The following is a 16,848-nucleotide window of genomic DNA, read 5'->3' on the forward strand; positions in this document are numbered from 1 at the left end:
GCGGAAGTTGCGTTATACCATGCACTTGGCAAGCTACCTGAACCAGAAATTGCCCACAGATTTTACTGACGAGGCTATCTTTATGGCTTGCGAATAGGTAACAATAAATTCTTTGCATTGTTTACATACATAATTCGACGCACAGGCAATGTTCTGTGGAGTGATGGTGCTCAGACTGTGAAAACTGATATGTTTACCAAACTGGTGTCAATGGTTGCAGGAGTAATAGCCATGGTTTCAATAGCAGGTTGTTCAATGACGACGGAGAGAGAAGCCCTGGTGACACCTGGCGATGTGATTAAAAGCCCGGCGGATGATCGGGATTACCGGTATCTGACTCTGGATAACGGTTTGAAGGTGCTGCTGATTTCTGATGCGGATACCGACAAGTCTGCCGCTGCGGTGGATGTGAATGTTGGCAGCTATCAGGATCCGGATGATCGTCTGGGTCTGGCGCATTTCCTTGAACACATGTTGTTTATGGGGACGGAAAAATATCCGGACGTGGATGGCTATTCTGAGTTTATCCGCGCCAACGGCGGTGGCAGTAATGCTTATACTGCGGATGTCCGCACCAATTATTATTTCGATATCAATAGTGATCAGTTTCAGCCGGCGATGGATCGGTTAGCTCAATTTTTTATCGCGCCAAAGCTGGACCCGGAATATGTGGAGCGGGAAAAGAACGCGGTGGATTCTGAATACCGACTCCACGCTCGCGAAGACGGCTGGCGTCTGTTTATGGCCACCAACAAAACGTCCAATCCGGAGCACCCGAAAAGCCGGTTCAATATTGGCAGTCTGGACACTCTGAATAACGACGATGGTCAACTGTGGCAGTCCTTGAAAGACTTTCATGAAAAATACTACGTTGCTTCCAATATGAGCGTGGTGGTTTATGGTAAAGAGTCGTTAGATACGCTTGAACAATGGGTTAATGCCTCTTTCAGTGAAGTGCCTTCCGGAACTCATCCAGAGTTAAAGATTGGTAAAGCGCCCTATTCGGATGATGAAGTTCAGGTGCGTATCAATATCGTGCCTTTGAAAGACACTCGTGTTCTGTCGTTAAGTTTTCCGCTGCCAAGCACGCAGGAATATTACCAGCTTAAACCCCTTGGCTATCTGGCAAGAGTTGTCGGTTATGAAGGCAAGGGCAGTCTGCACAGTTATCTGAAAGACCGTGGCTGGATCGACTCTTTAGCATCCTACGGCAGCGATCTGCCCGGTGAATACAGTGAATTCAATATTCGCATGGAACTGACGCCAGAAGGACTGAAAAAAGTCGACGACATTACCGCCATTGTTTTTGATTATCTCGATCTTATTCGTCAAGAAGGCATGCAGGCCAGCCTGTATCAGGAAAGCAAACAGGTGGCAGAGCTGGGTTTCCGTTTCCAGGAAGATCGTAATCCTCAGCAGACCGTTTCGGGTCTGGCATCTCGAATGCATTATTTGCCGGCGGAACATCTGCTGGAAGCGAACTATATATACGAAGCCTATGATCCGGAATTGATTCTGAGTTATCTCAATAAGATGACCCCGGAGAATCTTCGTCAGGTGGTGATTGCCCAAGGTTTGCCTACGGATAAAGTAGAGCCTTATTTTGAAACGGCTTACAGCATTGAAAAGCTGCCAGCGGCATTGGTTAAACGACTGCGTACGCCTGAAGTCGACCGTGAGCTGACCATTCCTGAACCCAACCCCTTTATAGCGGATAATCTGGACTTAGTGGAAGGAAGCCGTATCGGCAATCCAAAGGTGATTCTGGAGAAGTCAGGGCTTCGTCTTTGGAATCTTACCGATACCAGCTTTGGCATGCCTCGGGGAAATATCCGGGTCATGATTTCTTCGGAAGAAGCGTCGAAAACACCGGCTGAAAATGTGATGGTGCAGCTTTATAAAGCGCTATTGTCCAGAAGTCTGAACGAATATGGTTATCCAGCTAAAGAAGCGGGGTTGAATTACAGCATCACTGCCGGGCGTCGGGGGGTGATGATCAGTTTGTCGGGTTATTCTGATAAACAACCACTGTTGCTTGAAGACATTCTGGAAGCGGTGAAAACGTTTAATCCCCAGGAAAACGCTTTTGAGCAGGAAAAGGCGGTACTGCTTCGTTCACTGAAGAACAAACAGTTCCATACACCTTACCGCCTGGGGCTGGATGCTCTGAGCCAGTTGGCTTACCCAAGTTATCCGGACGACGCTACGTTATTGAAAGCGGCAGAGAAGGTCACCTGGAAACAACTGCAACAGTATGCCAATGCCTTCTATCAGCACATTCATGTGGAGATGCTGGTGCTCGGCAACCATAGCGAAGCCAGTGCCCTGCAAATGGGAGCGATGGTTGAACGCTATTTGTTAAGTGATACCAATCGCAGCGATCGGTTTGATCTTCCTTATCACCTGTTGGGCGACACGGATCGTGTGGTCACCATGGATATTGAACACGACGATTCCATGTTGATCAGTTATTACCAACTGCCGGAGACCGGTAATCGCGAGCGGGCACAATATGCATTATTAGGTCGGTTACTGGCTAACCCATTCTTTAATGTGTTGCGTACTGAGCAACAGTTGGGCTATGTGGTGTTTGCCGGGCCAAGGCCGTTTGAAAAGCATCCGGGTATTATCTTTGTTGTGCAATCGCCAAAGTTGGATCCCACAGGTCTTGAGGGTCGAGTTGAGCAGTTTTTGCAATCCCAGAAAGCAGCCTTTGCCAGCCTGACCAATGAAGAGCTGGAGCAGTATCGCCAGGGCCTGATCGGCGATCTGCTAAAGAAAGATGATAACCAGGATGAGCGCAACAATCGGTTCTGGCAAGGCATTGCCAGTGGTGAAACGGATTTTGATAACCGTGAACGGATTGCGGAAGCGGTTCGTCAGCTGACGCCGGCGGATATGCAGGCTGCTCTGGATCGTTTGCTGGAGAATAAGGGCAAGCTGGTCGTTCGTTCCTTTGGTGAGCCGCATAAATCAGCCTATCAAGCAGAGGGATCCAGAATGGAGTGCACCTCCATGGATTGTTTTAGCGATTTGCCATTGCAGCATTAATCCTAAATCTGTGCATGAATAACGTTACTGACACTCTGTGTCAGTAACGTTGGTTCATTAATCGAACATTTGTACCAATACGGTATTGGCATTACTAATCAGTTTAAAAATTTCCTCATACTGTTTTTTCTGTAAAGTTGTTTCAGCATCGCTCAGACCTTCAGGTTTGAACTTATCTGGATGATATTGTAACGACAGTTTTCGATACGCTTTTTTCACGATTCCTGCAGAAAGTTCATCTCCCTTGATGCACAGAATGGCCATCGCATCACCGACATTATCCATAGACTTACCATAAAACCGAGCCAGTAAATCATTTAATGTTTTGTTAGTGGATTTTGGATAGTCATTGACCTTTGGGGGAGCATTGTTAGTAAAGAACTGCTGTCTGCCTGAACGGTTCTGGCCATGACCGGTATATTTTGAATGATATCCAGTGCCTGCCCCGCCAAACCCTGCTCCGAAACCTGCTCCAAAGCCGCTGTCAAAATTATAATGATGTCTGTCGTGTTCCCTTTCCTGACGGGATCGATTGTATTGTTTCTGTTTCTGTTCCTGCTCTTGGCGGAATTGCTCTTGCCTTTCTCTGCGTTTGCGGGCATTTTCCTGACGAGTTTTCTCATAGCGGGCGTTACTTTCTGAATTCTCTTTCTGTCTTGCCTTTTCATGTTTTGCCCTTTCATTATTCGCCTGTTCTCGGCGAGCCTTGGCTTCTTTCTGTGCTTTATTGAAATTTACATTTGTCGTGTAATGATCAAGTTCAATTTTAAATTGTTTTTTGGTAACAAACATCTGGGAGTGCTCCGGTTTATACCAGCTATGCAGGTCGGATTTGATGTCTGCGATAATCTTTCCTGTACTTATCCCCAGTTCAGGGTGGATAGGGAATAATTTTTCTACGCTGAGTCGGTATGAGGAGCCCGCATTGGAAAGCTCACGGTTTATCAGGTTTAATGCTTCTATGGTTGAAAGACCTGCGAGTTTACCTTCAACCTGAGACAACATTTTTTGAACCTGGTGCTTAGTTTTACAGGTTAAAATTTTCTCTGTAATGCACGTAGGAAAAAGATGGCTCTTCAGTCGATTGTTTCGATTTGTTTCGTTACCCGATTTTCCGTATATCGAATCGACACGTTGTATTGCATCAGCAAGTACATTAAGGAATGATTTCGCTTTAAATCGTTTCACATCGCAAACGCCCGAAACATCAGATTGCTCGAAAATCTGGTTTAATTTTTGCGCAACTAATTCATCACCGATACCATGATCTATATCGTTTGCAACAAGCTTTTTCATCTGTTGCCAGTAACCATAAGTGTTCTGTGGTTTTGACATCTTATATGGCTCAGAGGCTTTGTAGGAATCTTTCTTGGCTTGCTCTTGACTTTCATTTTTCGCTCTGTTGTTCTTTGTTGGCTTTGTGGTTTTGCTAGAAGCGTCGGGTGCTGTTTTGGAGTCAGTATTGTCTTTCTTATCGGCTTTCTGAGGTTTGCTTGACTCTTCTGTTTCTGGTCTAGTTGATGATTGTTGTTTTTTAGTAACTTTGTCAAAGAGTGTTTCCATATCCTGCTTTACAAGAAAACTCATTTTCATATTTAAAAAGTCTATAAATGTACTTTTTTCATTAATACCTTCGAACATTGATGGTTTTAATTGATGTGTGTTCTTTTGAATAGATAGTAACGCATTTATCTTTTCTATATACATGTTGTTTTTGACGGAGTCAGGGCAGTCGACAAGAGTTTCTTTAATTGATTTTAGGGATAGAGTTTTTTTAATCTGGTTGAAATCTTTGTCGGCTGACATTCCGCTGTCATTGAAATAATCTAGAATGTCGTTTGGATGGCATTTGTTTAAATTAATCAATAGTGGCATGGTTGAAAAAACAGCAGGCATGAAGCTGTTTGGGTCGAATCTAATGTTGTTGTTAGTTGTTCTTTCGAATGTGCCATTTACTTTTTTGGCAATGACTTTTGGGTCTACGCCATTTAAATCATCTGCTTCAACTAATTTACTGATTTCTTTCCACATGTTTGAATTTTTTGAGGTTGGATCTACTGGATAGTAGATCGGATCTGTAGATCTTTTTTTCTCTTCAGGCTTGTTGGAATGGTTCGTGTTTGTTTTTGTGGATCTATTTGTTGAGCTGGAAGTGGCTTTTCTTCCATTAAAAAAAGCACCTTTTTCTTTATTAATGTTTGGAGTGTTTTTTCCAAAGTCAGTGTTTTTGAAATATGAGCTTCTTGGTATTCTTGAGCTTGCCATATTAACCTCTGTAATTAATTTTTAATTTATATTAATTATATGTTATAAGGTTTTTTGGTTGTTTTCATGTTGTTTTTAACAAATTACGACTAATTGATTGGTGTTTAGGTTTGCATATCATTTAATATTAGACCTTTGTCTAAATTGAAGATCTAAATTGGTATGCAAGGTTTTAAATGGTTTTTTTGTTGGTTGTTTTTTTATGGTTTAGTTGATTTTTTTCGAGAGATGATGGTGGTGGGTTGTTGATATGAATGGCTCGTTTTTTCTTATGATGTGCCTATTGTTTTAAGGTTTAATAGGATGGCTGATATTTTACCGCAGCTTAACAGAGCTGTAGCTCCTACTTTCTTTTAGGTTGTTAGTCAGAAAGCAGTGTTTTCCATTAAGCCTTTGTTCAAATTTGTTTCGTAACATGATGCTGTTTTGGTTGGCTAAAAAGTCATAATCAAAATTTTTGAAGCTTCAGTAGCATAGGAAAGTCCATTGAAACTACTAAAACCAATTGTCGCTATTATTGTTATTGCTACATCGTCCATTATTATGGTTTATTCGACCTCCTTCATGCTCCTGAGGCAAATTATCCGATAGTTTCTTAAGCCTATCTTCCGCCCACGGACGCCGGTGTTCACAGTTTTTGTTAGAGAATTTTTCACAACAACATAGGCGTGCACAGTGTAACCGGAGAACTGGTTGGGCTCTGTCTGGCAAATCATTGTCTTGCTGATATTTCTTTCACAAAAGATTACTCCCTCCCCATTGATAATAACCCCACTGTTACATATCCTTTTTCTTCATAGGATATATGAGGCAATTGCTATGACCGCTGACGTTCTGCTATCTGAACTGGAAGCCCGGGATAATAAAAAAATTGGCCTGGTGACCCTCAATGCTCAAAAGGCGTTGAATGCCCTGAACCCATTCATGATTGAGCAGATGTACCACAAGCTCACACAATGGCAGGACAATCCGGATATTGTCGCCGTGTTTATGCAGGGCGGTGGTGAAAAAGCCTTTTGTGCCGGCGGTGATGTTCGCTCTTTGCGTCAGGCGGTTGTCGACGGACAAATTGAATCTCCCGCTCGATTTTTTGAAGACGAATACCGGTTGGATTACCTGATTCATGCCTATACCAAGCCGGTGATCTGCTGGGGTAATGGCATTGTTATGGGTGGCGGTATTGGTTTGATGGCAGGTGCTGATTTCCGGGTGGTGACGGATACCTCTATGCTGGCGATGCCAGAGATTAGCATTGGTTTGTACCCCGATGTGGCAGGCAGTTGGTTGTTAAGTCATATGCCAGCAGGCATTGGTTTGTTTATGGGGCTGACCGCCTGTCGTTTAAATGCGGCGGATGCCATTTATGTGGGCCTTGCTAATCGTTTTATTGATCAGGCGTTTCGCGAGAATGTTCTGGCGTCGCTTTCTCAGGCGGATTGGAGTGCGCAGGAAGCCCATAAAGTGGTGTATGGGATTCTGCAGGAATATCGGGAGAAGAGTACCGGCTGGTTACCTTATTCCAAAGTGCGAGAGCATCGTGATTTGATTGCGGGTTTGATGGATAAATCCTCTTTGGTAGAAGTGATGGAAGGGCTGGAAAACCTGGTGACCGATGATGAATGGCTACAAACTGCCCGCAAAACAGCGCTAAGAGGTTCGCCTCTGTCGGCCGCCATTTGCCGTCGGCAATTGAAAGCTGCACGTCATATGTCGCTAAAAGAGGTGTTTCAGAGCGAATTGGTGTTGTCGGTCAACACCGTGTTGAAGGGAGACTTCTGTGAAGGTGTTCGTTCGGTGCTGGTGGATAAGGATCATAAACCACAATGGAAGTTTGCGGACGCCAGCAAAGTGAACCCTGATCTGTTGGGTGAGATTTTTACTTCACCTTGGGCTGAGAATCCACTCAGTGATCTGTAATATGACCGTTCATTAAAAACAATTGGTTGGCCGGGGCAATCCTGCAATGCGGGAAGCCACTCTGGCCGGGCTTTCCGGAAACAGCTTCAGTAAGTAGAGGCTGTTTCCTTTTTCTTTCCCGAAACACTTTTCAATATGCTTCACAAAGGGGCGCTGATTCGGCGCCATGTCGTATTGCTGATAGAACTCGCGGGTAGCGTTGATGATCTCCCAGTGGGCTTCTGTCAGAGTCAGTCCTTCCAGCTGGGCTAGCTGTTCCGCAACGTCGTGATTCCAATCTTCAAGGTTGGCGAGAAATCCATCTTTATCGAGAGTCAGGGTCATAGAAGGTTCCGAAGTATTATCGGGCAGGATTTTACGGCACCTGCCGCTGATAAACCATCTTTCAGACTGGCATCAATAAGCCGGTATCGGACTCACGGTTGCGACTCTTCCAGCGACAATTCTTGGAAAATTGGCTGCTCAGGTAATCTTCCTGCTCCGGCAGGATTCGATTGCTGTTAATCAAAGCCAGATACTCTGCCGCATTCGGCCGGTAGGGCAGGGCGATCAACGATAAGTTGGTATGTTCAAGCAGATGATCACCTTTGTGCTGATTGCAACGTCGGCAGGCGGCCACTACATTCATCCAATTGTCTGCACCGCCTTTAGACTTGGGGATAATGTGATCCCGCGTCAGCTCCCGGCGTTTATAATAGTGCCCGCAGTAGAGGCATTGATAGTTGTCTCTTTCAAACAGGGAGTAGTTACTGAGAGCAGGGTTATTACGGGAGGGAAATAAGCGTTTGCCCCCGCAGGCAATAATGCTGGGCAGTTCCACCACGGTGCGATCGCCCAGAAAGCGGTTATAACCGCCGTGAATGCGATATATGATGTCGCCCAGGCTCCAATGGACGAGTTCTCGTGAATAAAGACAGACGGCTTCCTGCCAGGTGAGCCACTCAACGGGCTGTCCGGCAGTGTTCAGGCGTAGAATATACACGACAGAGATTCCTCTTATCATTCCCTGATTGTCATCACTCGTTTGCCAGGCGGGTGATACTCAAATTATCGGCGTTCCATTACCGACTTTTATAGTTTCAACTTAACACACTTTTTTTGCCGCAAAAAAGCAACCTGAGGTTTGATTATTCTTGGCGCTGTGTTTATCTATTAGAAAATCCATTGTGAACAGGAAGTGTGCTGTGAAAAAAGTCCGGCTGGGAACCAGTGATCTAGAGGTGTCTGAAGTCTGTCTTGGGTCCATGACCTGGGGCAGGCAAAATACGTTAGATGATGCCTTTGTGCAGATCGATTTTGCCCTGGATCAGGGCATTAATTTTATTGATACTGCCGAGATGTATCCGGTGCCACCCAAACCGGAGCTGAGTGGCGATACTGAACGCTATATTGGCAAATGGCTCAAGGCGAATCCGCAGAAACGGGACGGATTGGTGATTGCCAGTAAAATGGTCGGCGCCGGTTTACCCTGGATTCGAGAAGGTCGCCCCATCAGTGGCGCTGATCTCAAAGCCGCGCTGGAAGGTTCGCTGCAACGACTAAATCTTGAATGCATTGACGTCTACCAATTGCACTGGCCAAACCGGACATCGCCGCATTTTGGTAAACACTGGCCCGGTATGGTGCCCCACACAACGGTGGATTGTGCACGCCAGGAAGAAGAGATGCTGGATATTCTCAACAGCCTGCAAACGTGTATCGATGAAGGAAAGATTAAGCACTTTGGTCTTTCTAATGACACGCCCTGGGGCATCGGGGAGTATGTCCGACTCAGTGAGAAGCATCAGTTACCTCGCCCCGTGTCGGTTCAGAATGAATTCAATCTCATTCATGCTAAAGATTCCCCTTATATGCTTGAGTCCTGCGTATTGGAAGGGCTGGCGTATTTGCCCTGGTCGCCACTGGCGGGCGGTGTTTTATCCGGTAAATACCGCAATGGACAAATGCCAGAAGGGGCACGATGGTCTCTCTCTCAGAGAAACGGTTTGTTCCGGGACCAGTCGCAAACTCATGAAGCCATCGAACACTATTTGCAGATTGCTGAGCGTCATCACATAACGTTGGCACAGCTGGCACTGTATTGGGTTTATCAAACAGAAGGCGTTGTCTCGACCATTATTGGTGCGACCAGTCTGGATCAATTGAAGGAGAATATTGATGCCTATTACCTGAAACCGTCGGCAGAGTTGATGGAGGAAGTGAATCAGGTGTTCAAAGCCTATCCTGTGCCGTTTTAAAGGCCGGTATGGGGTAATGACATTTTATACGTGACGCATGCAGTCTTGCTTTGTTAGTCTGAAAGAAACCACATTACAGGGAATGTAAACACCATGAAATGGATGACTACATTAATGATGGTTGCAGGGCTTGGCTGTATCATTTATAGCGGTTCTGTTTACATTCAATCCGGTGAGACGGTTTATGAGTTTCCGGTGCAGAGTGTGGGGCGTGATCAGGGGCAGATGGATTTAAGTCCGGATATGAATCCGATCAAAGTCATATTACATACTCGCTTTCAAAGTCGCACCAAAACAGAGGCAGCCCGCTTTTACAGCTACACGTTTGAGTTGAAAAATCCGCTTGATGAAGCCATCTTGAATTCAGAAAAAGCCCTGACCCTTCGGCGGGATAAAAAAGAGATTCCCGTGAATGAATTCGCTAAACAGCGTAACAGGGTTCATACCATGGGCACGATATCTGTAGAGGAAGCCGGCGTTTATTCCTGGAAGCTTTTGCTTATGAATCACCAGTCGCATATTAATCATGCCTTTCTGGAAGTTCGTAGAAACGTTGCAGCTGATTTCCCCATAACTCTCTGGGGGGGTCTTTTGTTATTTGTCCTTGGTATTGGTTCGGGCTTTGTGGCGACCCATCGTAAGCTTGATTAGCTCAATAGCTGATGAACGCTGGCAAGGCTTTCATTAAATAGTCCTGAAACAACTTTATACGAATGCTGTCTTTTAAATCTTTATGATAGACCATCCACATAGGTGACGCTTCTGTTGCCAGCCCGAAGTCAACCTGGTGGATAGGACCTTGAGCCTGGCTTTGTCGGTTCAGGGATTCGAAAGGACCAATACCCATTCCATGCAGTACAGCAAAATAAATATCGTGGAAGCTATTGCTTTTGAAGACAATGTTTTCCGGTTCCAAGCGATCATACAGCGCTTTAATACCGGGAATGCGTTGTTTTCCCCCAGCCGGTAGAACCCAGCGATGTTGCGTTACCTCATCAAGCGTTTGCGGTAGTCCAAAACGTTCTGCATAGCAGCCCGATGCGAAATAGCTGAGTGTGACCTGCATCAATGGTTTGGCAATAAGGTCCGGCTCTGTTAATGAGGACCCCACTCTCAGAGCAGCATGAATATCGCCACGGTTAAGGGTAAGGATCTCGTCGGTGGCGACAACCTCAATCTGAATGCTTGGATATTGTTGTTGAAACTCAGCAACCAGTGGCACCAGAAATTGTGAGAAATCAGAGACGGTAGAAATGCGCAGGGTTCCTGAAGGCGAATCTCCCATCATGGTCAGGCTGGATTGCAACAGTTGCATATCTGCTGCTACCGACTTTCCCTTTTCCAACAATTGATGCCCGACTTCGGTCAGGCGATAACCGCGCTGATGGCGAATAAACAAACGTTGACCGAGCTGGTTTTCCAGCTGTTTTACCCGACGCAACACGGTTGAGTGGGTCATTTCCAGTTGTTGGCCTGCCGCACTTAGGCTGCCAGTGTCGGCTACTGTCAGTGCGATACGGATGTCATCCCAGTTCAGGTTCTTCATTACGTTATCCCAATACCGTTATCTGTGCATTTTTGCACATTTGTTGTTGAGATAAAGCTATTTCTTACACAACTGACTAGCGGTAATGTAGTGCCATTAACGTACTCTGGTGACCGTGATGGCACAGCTAAAAAACAATAATGAAGGTTACGGTTGGATCAGTATCGCCTTTCACTGGTTGATGGGGCTGACCATTTTCGGCCTTTTCGGACTGGGCTTATATATGGTGGAGCTCACCTATTACGATGCCTGGTACAAAGGTTCTCTTGATCTTCATAAGGGCATTGGCATCCTGCTGGCGATGGCCTGGGTGGCGAGATTGGTCTGGAAACTGCTGAACCCGGCGCCAAAACCACTGGGAAATAAGGCCTGGGAGCATAAAGTGGCGCATCTGGTTCACGGTGTGCTTTATCTGTTCATGCTGTCGTTGTTTGTCAGCGGCTATTTGATTTCGACAGCCGATGGTCGTTCCATTGATGTCTTCGGTGTGTTCGAAGTGCCTGCCAGTTTGATGATGGACAATCAGGAAGATATTGCTGGCATGATTCACTGGTGGCTTGCATTGAGTTTGATGGTGCTGGTGGGCTTACACGCTGCCGCCGCCATTAAACATCATGTGATTGATAAAGACCGTACGTTGATGCGGATGTTGAAAACCGATTAAAGAAAAACAACGGAAAGAAAAGGAAACACAATGAAAAAAATAATACTGGCCCTGGGATTAATGGCCTCTGCAACTCTGGCTCAGGCTGCCACCTATAATATTGATACCCGTGGCGCGCACGCTTTTGTGCAATTCAAGATCAAACATTTAGGCTATAGCTGGTTGCTGGGTCGCTTTAACACCTTTGATGGTCAGTTTGAATACGATGCCAGTGCCCCGGAAAAATCGTCTGTCTTTGTTGAAATCGATACGGCCAGTATCGACTCTAATCATGCGGAGCGTGATAAGCACCTGAAAGGTTCTGACTTTTTGAATGTCTCAAAGTTCCCTAAATCCACCTTCAAGAGCACCGGCTTTGAAGCCACTGGCGAAGGTGAAGGTGTTATTTCCGGTCAATTCACGTTGCACGGCGTCACCAAAGATATCAGTTTTCCGGTGAGCGTTATTGGTGAAGGCAGTGACCCTTGGGGTGGTTATCGTGCAGGCTTTGAAGGAAAAACTACTTTGAAGCTAGCTGATTACGGTATTGATTATAACCTTGGCCCAGCGTCTACCCATGTGGATATTGAGCTGCACATTGAAGGGGTTCGTCAGTAATTAGAATAGTGAGAGCGTAGTTGTACGGCTACGTTCTATCCATTTCTAATATCCAGTATGACTGCGCTGAGAGTGGAACCCTATGTCAAATACCCTAATTACTGAAGCCCTGTACAAATTGGTTCGATAACTTGGAAAATCATCCCTGGACAAGCTTGAAGGAGATGAAAATTCATACTTCACTCGTCCTTTTTAATCGAATCGCAAGCCAGTTTTATTATACGCTCTTTTGAATAATGCTTGACTAAATCACCGACGTTATTGAATTGTCGAAGCGTCACATAGCTATCATTCAGTTCTGCAAACGAACCATCCTTGCGTTTCACCAATGCCCAATGATGATGGGCTGTGTTGTTAACGCACAAAGCAATTTCTTGACCCGGCTTTTTTAACTTATCTAGATCATTTTTGGCAATATCGTATGGCAAAAATTCCAGTTTACGTGGAATGCTAAAGGCGCTATATGGGAAATCTATGGATTGGTATGCTCCAAGATTAAAGGGTATCTGGCTTGGTCCTGTGGTTTTATCGGACATATGGCTGTTGTAAAACTTGTACCAGATATCCACCTCTTTTAGAGCTTCGGTTGTCCGTTTTTGCCTGAACTTTTCAATAACCTGTGTGCTGAGCTCTTCTTTATATTTTTTAAGCTCGTCTTCTTTATTCATGCATAGACCAGTAACTTGCTCTCCGTTACTCAACTGACGGTTTAACGCTTTAGCTTCTGACGACAATCTATTGAACCTCCCGTCTTTCCTCATTTCATTATCAAGTTCAATTGGTGTAAGCGCTTTGATGTTAAGTGCCTTCTCTCCGAGGAGCCCGTATGAAGTTATAAAGAAACGATAAATCTGGTTGTGTATCTGATATTGGCATCGAGAAATGAAGTAACAGTGAGTCGCTGTAGGGTTGCGAATACCCTTAAGAGGCAAATCTTCAAGCTTGTCAGCAGCATTAGGTGATCGCACTGCGGCATACATCGTACGCTGCATGATCGTTAGCTGTTTCAGATCCTCATGCAGCTTATTGGCAGTAGGGTTAACGTAGCTCCCTAGTTGCTCCCGATATTGGTTGAATGGCTTTTTCAGTAAGTTACGAAGCGTATCGTGATCTGTGAGATAACCCGGAATACGTATTTGATCAATCTCTTTGTCAATACCTGCCAGTAGTCGATCAATGTTTTGTCTGATTTCAGCTGAATTCAGCTGCTGTTTTGGCTGAATGACAGGTGCTTTTGAATTTGAATAATCCTCTGCCTTCATTTGCCTGATTGGATCAGAGCCTGTTATAGGGGCTGATGATTGATTGGAAGATGTGGTTTCGTTATCACCCTGAAATGGAGTTACTTTGTTAACCGCGTGAGTACCTGGCTCGGTACTATCAGGAAGAGCAAAAGTGACCTTCTTTTTTGTCTTTGGGGGCGGTGTTTGGTCATTATTACTTGGCGTTGCGGGCTGAGTTGGAACCACGCTAGAGTGGGTGGGTCGTTGGACTGTCTTCACGACAATCTGATCCTCTGGCACTATAGAAATGTCACGTTCAGTGAGTTGTTTGTATAAGCTTCTGCCTGCTTTTGTGCTGCAGGTACCAGAATTATCAGGTTGATCAAAGGTTTTCAGATAACTTTTTGCATCCGCAACCGTGACTTTATATAAGCCAAAAACACCTGCAACATAAGCCATTGCTGTTCGTAGGCACTTCATGTGCAAGTAGCTGTTTTTAGACAGATTCCATGCATATGAGGCCGCTGGTAAAGCGTTCAAATACAGGTTGGTACTACTCATTACCTATTACCCTTTATTCTGAGCATACAGTCTTAGCCGCCAGAACCTTCCGTGATGAGTAACAGGCGGTAATTCTCCACATAATAATGATGAGTGACTCTGGTTTGCCTAACCAGAGTGTTCAGGGTGCTAACAAAGTTACTCTCTATCATTCAAAATCCAGCGTATTGTTAGCAAATATATCGCCGGTGTTGACTATATGGCTCTATATGCAGGCAGTTAGCCCCAGAAATTGATAGTCGATCCATTCACTCCTTCCAAGCCTATGCTATGATTCTGCGTTCTGAGAAAGGAGCGGTTATGACGGTTGGTATAATAATGGGGTCTAAATCGGACTGGCCCACAATGAAACACGCAGCGGATATGCTGGACCACTTCGGAATCGACTACGAAACACAGGTTGTTTCTGCCCATCGTACGCCCCAGTTACTGGCGGACTACGCCTCCCAAGCAGCAGATCGAGGCATTAAAGTGATTATTGCCGGTGCTGGCGGTGCTGCACATCTTCCGGGCATGGCGGCGGCATATACCAGCCTGCCGGTGCTGGGTGTTCCGGTGAAGTCAAAAGCCCTGAACGGTATTGATTCTCTACTGTCTATCTGCCAAATGCCCAAAGGTGTGGCGGTCGGCACCCTGGCAATTGGTGAAGCCGGTGCTGCTAATGCAGGCCTTTTGGCTGCTCAGATTCTTGGCTGCCAGCAACCGGAATTATTGGCTAAAATTGATGCGTTCAGAAAAGAACAGACTGAGTCCATCCTGGCGAACCCGGATCCTGCAGAATAAACAGCCATACATTCCGTTGCAGTAACGCCACTAACGTAGAGCCAATAACTAGAGAGTGTGCAGAAGAGTTTCATGGACATATTAGTTCTCGGTGCCGGTCAGCTTGCCCGTATGATGAGCCTTGCGGGTGCGCCGCTGGATCTTAATGTCACCGCTTATGATGTTGGCTCCGGTCACATCATTCATCCCCTGACGCAACAAAAATACAGCCTGACCCTGGCAGAAGCCATTGCTGGTTGTGACGCTATTACCGCAGAATTCGAACATATTCCCGATGACGTGCTGACGTTGTGCGATGCCTCGGGCAAATTTTATCCTGGCCGACAGGCGATCAAGGCGGGTGGTGATCGCAGCATTGAGAAAGCGTTGTTGCAAAAAACCGGTGTGCCCTGTGCGCCCTGGCAGTTGATCACCGAACGAGCGCATCTTGATACTGCGATTGAGATCCTCGGCAAGCCCCTGGTCATCAAAACCTGTCAGGCAGGGTATGATGGCAAAGGCCAATGGCGAATCAAAGACGGTTCGGATATTGAGCAGATCTGGTCAGAAATGCAGGTTTTTCTGCACAAGGGCAGTACCGATCATCCTCACTCGATTATTGCGGAACAGATGATTCCGTTTCAGCGTGAAGTCTCCGTGATCGGTGCGAGAGGTAAAGATGGCAAGGTGGCGATTTACCCGGTCACAGAAAATGAGCACACCAACGGTGTGCTGACGTTATCCATCGCCGTCCCCGTTGTAGAATCCATTCAACAGCAGGCAGTAGATGCCTTTACTCGCCTCAGCACCGAGCTGGATTATGTCGGTGTGTTGGCCATCGAATTTTTTGAGGTTGATGGCCAGCTCATGGTGAATGAAATTGCTCCTCGGGTTCATAACTCTGGCCACTGGACGCAGCAGGGCACTTTATGCAGTCAGTTTGAAAACCATATGCGGGCTGTTGCTGGCTTGCCTTTGGGGTCAACGGAGATGCTGGGTGTCAGCGCCATGATTAATGTGCTGGGGCAACCGTCAATCCCTGTCGATGTACTGTCGGTATTGGGTGTTACCAGTCACTGGTATGGAAAAACTCAACGTCCCGGACGTAAGATGGGGCATATCAATGTTGTTGCTGAAGACTCTGCGCGGCTCGGTGATAAGCTATCGATTTTGGCTGGAAGCTTGGCAGAGTCTGATTTTCCTGGTGTAGCTGGGATGGGGGCTTTTTTAAGTTCAGAAACTACCACCGCATTCCGACATTGATCCAGGTACCGTCTTTATTAAAACCAACACCCAATACTGGAGAGGCAGGATTATCCATTGAAGAGGTAAACAGCTGATTTAGTCCATAGGTCACTAACGCACTTCCAGCAATATCTGACCAGTAATGGTGATCGTTCCTGACCCGGGCGTAACCTGCGATGGTTGCTCCGACAAGATATGGCAAGGCATCCGCCATGCCATAGCGTTCATAGATATACCAGGCCGGATAAAACGCAGTGCCTGCATGCCCTGATGGAAAAGAGTCATTGCCGTGACCAAAAGGCCTTTCCCTGTCGAAGGTGTCCTTTAATTTGGGAATGACCAACTGCTTGCTGACGGTGTGACCAAGATGCAATTGTACAAGGCCATTTACCCATTCGTAATCCTGATCACCAGACTCTTTCCACAGAGTGTGGATGGTGGCGAAATGGACAAGGTTTCCGGATAGGAAGCCTCCAATTCGATGTAATTGTTTATTTTCTTCTGGAAATGCTTTTGCGGATGCTGTCAGCAGCATGACTACGTACAGTAGCTTTAGACTTTTCATCAGAGCTCCTGAAAAACAGTAAAGTTTTTTTGATTCTTTGTTTTTATCGCCGGTGCAGAAGAAAGCTGAAAGGGTGGCTACTGCTAGTTGTTTGAATAGTTGTTTGAATAGTTGTTCAGAAGAATTTGGGCGTATTACGGTTGATTTTATGAATGGTTATATACAACCTGTAACGTAACAGTTCTAGAATGCTACCGTCTTAAACGTACTTTATC

At 45.8% G+C, this 16,848-nt stretch carries 14 protein-coding genes; 8 read left to right on the top strand and 6 right to left on the bottom strand.

Annotation, left to right across the window (positions count from 1 at the left end; genetic code table 11):
• Positions 1-231: 231 nt before the first annotated feature.
• A complete protein-coding gene (locus tag Q1B11_RS15930; RefSeq protein ID WP_299734308.1) occupies positions 232-3,051 on the top strand; it encodes an insulinase family protein in 2,820 nt (939 codons plus the stop codon).
• Positions 3,052-3,108: 57 nt separating this feature from the next.
• Here the strand turns inward: Q1B11_RS15930 and Q1B11_RS15935 are convergent, their stop codons facing one another.
• Positions 3,109-5,316, bottom strand: a complete 2,208-nt coding sequence (locus Q1B11_RS15935) for a J domain-containing protein (RefSeq protein ID WP_299734309.1) — start codon at positions 5,314-5,316, stop codon at positions 3,109-3,111.
• 819 nt (positions 5,317-6,135) lie between these two features.
• On the opposite strand from Q1B11_RS15935, the gene Q1B11_RS15940 reads away from it, so the two are divergent.
• Entirely contained in the window at positions 6,136-7,233 is a 1,098-nt protein-coding gene (locus tag Q1B11_RS15940) for an enoyl-CoA hydratase/isomerase family protein (protein WP_299734310.1), read from the top strand.
• Between the two features lie 12 nt (positions 7,234-7,245).
• On the opposite strand, the gene Q1B11_RS15945 is transcribed toward Q1B11_RS15940, so the two are convergent.
• Positions 7,246-7,557, bottom strand: coding sequence for a TusE/DsrC/DsvC family sulfur relay protein (locus Q1B11_RS15945; protein WP_299734311.1), 312 nt, complete (start codon positions 7,555-7,557; stop codon positions 7,246-7,248).
• A 61-nt stretch (positions 7,558-7,618) separates the two neighbouring features.
• Positions 7,619-8,215 carry an HNH endonuclease gene (locus Q1B11_RS15950; protein WP_299734312.1) on the bottom strand — a complete coding sequence of 199 codons (597 nt, stop codon included), beginning with the start codon at positions 8,213-8,215 and terminating at the stop codon, positions 7,619-7,621.
• Positions 8,216-8,417: 202 nt separating this feature from the next.
• Here Q1B11_RS15950 and Q1B11_RS15955 point away from each other — a divergent pair, with 202 nt between their 5' ends.
• Complete coding sequence (locus Q1B11_RS15955; protein WP_299734313.1) at positions 8,418-9,470, top strand: aldo/keto reductase; 1,053 nt, start codon at positions 8,418-8,420, stop codon at positions 9,468-9,470.
• A gap of 93 nt (positions 9,471-9,563) precedes the next feature.
• A complete protein-coding gene (locus Q1B11_RS15960) occupies positions 9,564-10,121 on the top strand; it encodes a hypothetical protein (protein ID WP_299734314.1) in 558 nt (185 codons plus the stop codon).
• 1 nt (position 10,122) lies between these two features.
• On the opposite strand, the gene Q1B11_RS15965 is transcribed toward Q1B11_RS15960, so the two are convergent.
• Entirely contained in the window at positions 10,123-11,016 is an 894-nt protein-coding gene (locus tag Q1B11_RS15965) for a LysR family transcriptional regulator (protein ID WP_299734315.1), read from the bottom strand.
• Between the two features lie 118 nt (positions 11,017-11,134).
• Between Q1B11_RS15965 and Q1B11_RS15970 the strand changes: the two genes are divergently transcribed.
• Together Q1B11_RS15970 and Q1B11_RS15975 are read left to right on the top strand one after the other, a co-directional pair.
• Positions 11,135-11,680: a cytochrome b gene (locus Q1B11_RS15970; RefSeq protein WP_299734316.1), complete on the top strand. Its 546-nt coding sequence runs from the start codon at positions 11,135-11,137 to the stop codon at positions 11,678-11,680.
• A gap of 30 nt (positions 11,681-11,710) precedes the next feature.
• Complete coding sequence (locus Q1B11_RS15975) at positions 11,711-12,277, top strand: YceI family protein (protein ID WP_299734317.1); 567 nt, start codon at positions 11,711-11,713, stop codon at positions 12,275-12,277.
• Positions 12,278-12,456: 179 nt separating this feature from the next.
• Here the strand turns inward: Q1B11_RS15975 and Q1B11_RS15980 are convergent, their stop codons facing one another.
• Positions 12,457-14,061 carry a hypothetical protein gene (locus tag Q1B11_RS15980; protein ID WP_299734318.1) on the bottom strand — a complete coding sequence of 535 codons (1,605 nt, stop codon included), beginning with the start codon at positions 14,059-14,061 and terminating at the stop codon, positions 12,457-12,459.
• Positions 14,062-14,379: 318 nt separating this feature from the next.
• Here Q1B11_RS15980 and purE point away from each other — a divergent pair, with 318 nt between their 5' ends.
• Both purE and Q1B11_RS15990 read left to right on the top strand, forming a co-directional pair.
• Positions 14,380-14,844 carry a 5-(carboxyamino)imidazole ribonucleotide mutase gene (gene purE / locus Q1B11_RS15985; protein WP_299734319.1) on the top strand — a complete coding sequence of 155 codons (465 nt, stop codon included), beginning with the start codon at positions 14,380-14,382 and terminating at the stop codon, positions 14,842-14,844.
• 72 nt (positions 14,845-14,916) lie between these two features.
• Positions 14,917-16,086: a 5-(carboxyamino)imidazole ribonucleotide synthase gene (locus Q1B11_RS15990; RefSeq protein WP_299734320.1), complete on the top strand. Its 1,170-nt coding sequence runs from the start codon at positions 14,917-14,919 to the stop codon at positions 16,084-16,086.
• Here Q1B11_RS15990 and Q1B11_RS15995 read toward each other — a convergent pair.
• Positions 16,064-16,633 carry a phosphatase PAP2 family protein gene (locus tag Q1B11_RS15995; RefSeq protein WP_299734321.1) on the bottom strand — a complete coding sequence of 190 codons (570 nt, stop codon included), beginning with the start codon at positions 16,631-16,633 and terminating at the stop codon, positions 16,064-16,066. The two genes, Q1B11_RS15990 and Q1B11_RS15995, sit on opposite strands and share 23 nt — an antisense overlap.
• Positions 16,634-16,848 lie beyond the last annotated feature (215 nt).

The sequence above is a fragment of the uncultured Endozoicomonas sp. genome (assembly GCF_947495845.1).
Taxonomy (GTDB): Bacteria; Pseudomonadota; Gammaproteobacteria; order Pseudomonadales; family Endozoicomonadaceae; genus Endozoicomonas.